This is a genomic window from Verrucomicrobiota bacterium (assembly GCA_034440155.1).
Taxonomy (GTDB): domain Bacteria; phylum Verrucomicrobiota; class Verrucomicrobiia; order JAWXBN01; family JAWXBN01; genus JAWXBN01.
This window is the reverse complement of sequence record JAWXBN010000012.1, coordinates 1-4,678: the sequence shown is the minus strand read 5'-3', so window position 1 is coordinate 4,678 and position 4,678 is coordinate 1. Positions and strand designations below refer to the sequence as shown.

Sequence of the window (4,678 nt, the reverse complement as noted above, 5' to 3'; positions counted from 1 at the left end):
CCCTATCACAGCCCCACCCAAGAGTAAAGCAATCCACAGATGACATCGATGGACACAGATTTTTTTTAATGAAGGGGGAGATCTCACCACGAAGGGCACAAAGAAGAGGGGGTTTTTTTCTGGATGGAGAGGCAGGCTCGGGGAGCGTACGCGTCTCGCGTGCATCCGAGGGCGTCTCGCCCGATGGAACCATCATCTTGGAACGAGAGTTTCTGACTGCGCCCTGCGTCTGATGTCCTTCTGGATTCTCTTGGCTTCATGGGTGTTTGCATCACCTCGGAGGCCACGAAATTCACGAAGAGAAAAACAGACCGGGATATCTGTATATCCGGAAATATCTACTTAGAAAAATGATTCAAACCCATCAAATCTATTTTGACTCTTGTGAAAAATCTCACGATCTAGAGTTTTGTAGATAACAACTTGTTCGCCAAGAAAATGAGAATCACACTCCTCGCTCTTTTGGCTACTTCTGCGTTGGCTTTTGCGGATATTGCCGCTGTGCCAAAATCCGTTTCGCCTGATGGTAAGATTCAGGCTGTGATCGACCTTGATCGAGATCCGAAGATTTCCCCCGAGTGGGAGGGCGAACTGACTCGAAGGCATTTGCAATTACCATCGACGACAGATTTTACTCGTCGAGCAAGATCTTCGCCCTAACCAAGGAATTGAAGTTCGTGGAGGTAGCGTTTCCAAGCTACGAGACCATGACTGGATTTCCCGCTCCAGCCAGCGACCAGCTGAGGCCGAGAGGTAGATGGAGTGTCCAAGGTTGGGACTCTGAAGGAAGGTTGATCTACTCTATTTTCATGAGCCCGCGGCCGTCCTATTCTGGAGACGACCCGCTTGAGCACACGGTCTTGTTGGACGTTACTGCTGAGAAGATGACTCCGGCAAAGAAAACCAAGGCAGAACAAGACGGTGGTGGACAACCGGCTACCCGCTCCGAGTCGAAATGACCCTCTTGACTACAACCTTGAACCCTGTTGCGGAGTGGCGCTCTCGGTAGCCGGTGCCACACCTTGCCGTTCTAGCACAAGAAAAATTGACAAGCCATACTCGTTGTGTGAAGTTTTACACATGCCATCAAATTTATCAATCGACGACAAATTATTGGAGAAGGCCTTGAAGATAGGTAGGGGCAGGACAAAAAAGGATACGGTTAATGAAGCTCTGAGAGAATACATTGTCAAAAGGGAGCAGAGGAAAGCCTCCGATCTTTTTGGAACGATTGATTATTTCGATGATGATGGCCCAAAGAAATATCGGAGGAAATAATGGTTATTGTGGATTCCGATGTCTGGTCAGAAGCATTTCGGAGTAAAGCACCCGTTAGCAAATATGTTAAAGAGCTGAAACGGTTAATTGATGCCGATGAAGTGGTCATGATAGCCCCCATCCGACAAGAGATATTATCGGGCATACGGGATGAGAGGATGTATGATGAGCTAAAGGAACAGATGCGTGCATTCCCCAGCCGTCGAGTCAGTGACAAGCTCTATGAATTAGGGGCATTACTTTTCAATACATGCAGGAGAACCGGTATCCAGGGATCGCATACAGACTTTCTCATTTGCGCCTGTAGTGTCGAGTGGAAGGTGCAAATCCTTTCCAAAGATAAAGATTATCACTTGTACGAAAAGTACATCCCCATAGAGCTCAGAAAACTTTGACGGGTAGATAATCGAGTTTGAGAGAACGGAAGTGAGCCTCCCCCTCATAGCGGGGCTGACTATTTTAGTCCCGCGCTTTGGTTCGGACTGCGTCGCAACTTTAAACTTCCGGCTTTTAACTTCTGAATAATCTGTGTTCATCTTGGGGAATCTGTGGTTAAAATGACCGGCCATGTCCCTGGTTTTTCCACTCCAGAAGATCCGTTCACAAATGCGCGTGCTTGCGGGCACGATGCAGTTGCCATTCCGACACCAGACGTGGCGGGGGCAGACCGGGCAATTGCTCGGGGCTGGGACGGGTTCATCTCTAGACTTTCAGGATCATCGCCCGTATTTCCCCGGTGACGATCCGCGCGGGATAAATTGGCAGGCTTACGCGCGAACCGGGGTTTACACGATGAAGCTTTACCGGGATGAGGTCAGCCCGCGACTGGACCTGCTCATGGATGTCTCGCCGTCGATGTTCGCCAGCGAAACCAAAGCGTTTCTCTGCCTGCGCCTCCTTTATTTTGCTTTGGAAAGCGCCCTGATGACGGGGGCCTGCGTGAGATTCTACATTTTGGGTGATAACGGCGTGCGCCTCGTGCAGCCGAGTGAATTCGACACGCTGGATTTTGCGGGGTGCTTATCTGCTGCCGGGGAAAATGCTGCGGCACCCGGCCCACCGCGACTAGAGCAAATCGCTCTACGCACGGGCAGTTTACGCCTATGGATCACTGACCTGCTTTTTGAATCCGCGCCAGAGACATTACTCCCGTTTCTGCTGGCACAACGCGGGCGCGCCCTGCTTTTTTGTCCCTACAGCCGTGAGGAGAGCCACCCCGATTGGGCGGGTAATACGGAATTCATCGATGTGGAGTCCGCCACTCGCCGCCATCAGAATGTGGATCCCGGATTACTGAAAAATTACACGGGTGCATACACCCGGCATTTTGAACTCTGGAAACTCCACTCGCGCAAACTCGGCATCGCCCTGTCCCGGCTCTGTGCGGAGCGCGACCTGCGTGATGAATTACTCAAAAACGCTTTGCCCCAAGGAGCCATCGAGTTATGGACCTGATTTTTTCGAACCCCACCGGGCTCTTGGCTTTATCGGCGATTCCGGTGGTACTCCTGATCCACTTTTTCCAGCAGAAATCGCGCCCGACCCGGATCACCACCCTTTTCCTGCTCCGCCACCTCAGCCCGGAGAGTGCGCAGGGGATTTCTTTCGAGAAACTGCGCCCGTCGTGGCCGCTGGTTTTACAAATCCTGTGTGTCCTCCTAGTGGCATGGGTTTTGGCCGGGCCGCGCTGGCTCCGCCCGGCCTCCTCACAACGTGTCGTGATGGTGCTGGATTCGTCCCTGTCCATGCAGGCATTTCGTGAACCCCTCCGCATGGGGGTATCCGGATTTTTCGACCGGTTAAAAAAGACGGCGGCAAAGCTGGACATCCAGATGATCAGTACGGACCTCTCGCAGGAAAATATCTACCGGGGTGATCATCCGGCGGAGGCTCTCGCGCAAATTGCCCGGTGGAATCCTTCACGCGGGTCACATGACTTTTCACCCGCGCTGCGTGTGGCCCAGTCATTGGCCGACCAGAATACCCTGATTGTTTTTATTTCCGATCGTCCCCAAGATTTGCCCGGTGGGGTGGAGCAAATTGCGGTGGGCAGCCCGCTCGATAATGTGGGATTCCTCGGGGCGAGTGTCTTTAAAAAAGACGGGCAAACCTTGTGGAAAGCTATTGTGCAGAATTACACGGATAAACCCGTCGAAAAAAACTGGTGGATCGAGACCGGTGAGGGGACGCTGTCCACCCCACAAAAAATCTCCATCGCCCCGAAACAATTCTCTATGCTCAGCGGAGTATTTCCGGGGGACACCGCGAAATTCACCCTCCAGATGGACGAAGACTCTTTCCCTGTCGATGATCATTTACCTTTCGTGCGACCCGTCTCCAAAAAAATCAAAGTCTGGATCGATCCCCAGAGCAAATTGTTTCCTTTCATACAGAAATTCGCCCAAAGTATCGAAGGCGCCGAGATCACCGGTGATGCGAAGGATGCCGACCTCAAAATCATCGCCGAAAAGAATCCCGCCGCCACGCTCCCGTCCGGTAACGCCATTATTTTCCTCGATGAATGGAGTGACAATCCGCCTTACCTCAAGGGAAGTATCGTCGAAGAGAACCAACGCATTTTGCGCGACTTAAATTTCCAAGGCTTACTCGTGCAGGGTGCCTCCGCGGGATTCTCCCCCCAGGATAATGACGAGGTGATTATCTGGGCCGGGTCCCGCCCGCTCATCATGCTCCGTGAAAGTCTCAATGCAGAACAATTAATCGTGAATTTTGATCCGGCCCTGTCGAATGCCTCACGGCTGCCCTCATTCATCCTCTTGCTCCACCGTATGGTGGAGGGTGTCCGCGACCGCATCATCGGTTTCGAGCAACGGAATGCTGACGCCGGACAAATCATTCCCCTGACATTCGACCCGCACGCCGGGAAAGTAACCGGTAAAGGTATGGGCCTCGCGATCCCCGAGGATATCAGCTCTTCTGTCGCGACAAATCAGACGATATTTATGACGACCGTTCGCGCCCCGTATTTTCCTAAACACGCGCAAATTGTCCAAGGCCCGAGCAATTTGCTCTCCGTCGCCGCGCAATTTGCGGACACACGTGAGGCTGATTTCTCCACAGCCGCCACGCAGGACACCACGACCACCCGCCTCCCCGAAATCCAGAAACGCACCTCCCGCGAAGATTTCCTCACCCCCGCCTGGATTCTCCTCATCCTCACCGCGCTCCTGACCAGTTGGCGCTTGACGGGGTACCAAACGATCCCCCCAGCCCCAAAGGGGCACCCGCATACCAGCCCGAGGTGAAACCCTGGAAACGATTTTCCAGCCCCAAAGGGGCACTCACAACCCCAATGCGGCGTTCCTTCAGAACGCATAAATGCTTTGTTCCCCGTTCCCGGGGTTGGAACCCCGGGCTGGTATGCACCGCCCCGTTGGGG

5 protein-coding genes are annotated in these 4,678 nt (G+C 53.1%); all 5 read left to right on the top strand.

The features are described from left to right. Positions 1–707: 707 nt before the first annotated feature. Positions 708–959, top strand: coding sequence for a hypothetical protein (locus SGI98_01245; GenBank protein ID MDZ4742027.1), 252 nt, complete (start codon positions 708–710; stop codon positions 957–959). A gap of 121 nt (positions 960–1,080) precedes the next feature. Continuing rightward, the gene (locus SGI98_01240; GenBank protein MDZ4742026.1) at positions 1,081–1,278 is read left to right on the top strand and encodes a type II toxin-antitoxin system VapB family antitoxin; all 198 of its coding nucleotides are present in this window, start codon (positions 1,081–1,083) and stop codon (positions 1,276–1,278) included. Beyond that, positions 1,278–1,673 (top strand): PIN domain nuclease, encoded by a 396-nt coding sequence (locus tag SGI98_01235; protein MDZ4742025.1) that lies wholly within the window; start codon positions 1,278–1,280, stop codon positions 1,671–1,673. The genes SGI98_01240 and SGI98_01235 overlap by 1 nt, the downstream gene beginning before the upstream one ends. Before the next feature lie 172 nt (positions 1,674–1,845). Beyond that, complete coding sequence (locus SGI98_01230; protein ID MDZ4742024.1) at positions 1,846–2,733, top strand: DUF58 domain-containing protein; 888 nt, start codon at positions 1,846–1,848, stop codon at positions 2,731–2,733. Beyond that, positions 2,724–4,544, top strand: a complete 1,821-nt coding sequence (locus tag SGI98_01225) for a BatA domain-containing protein (protein MDZ4742023.1) — start codon at positions 2,724–2,726, stop codon at positions 4,542–4,544. The genes SGI98_01230 and SGI98_01225 overlap by 10 nt, the downstream gene beginning before the upstream one ends. The last annotated feature ends 134 nt before the right edge of the window (positions 4,545–4,678 follow it).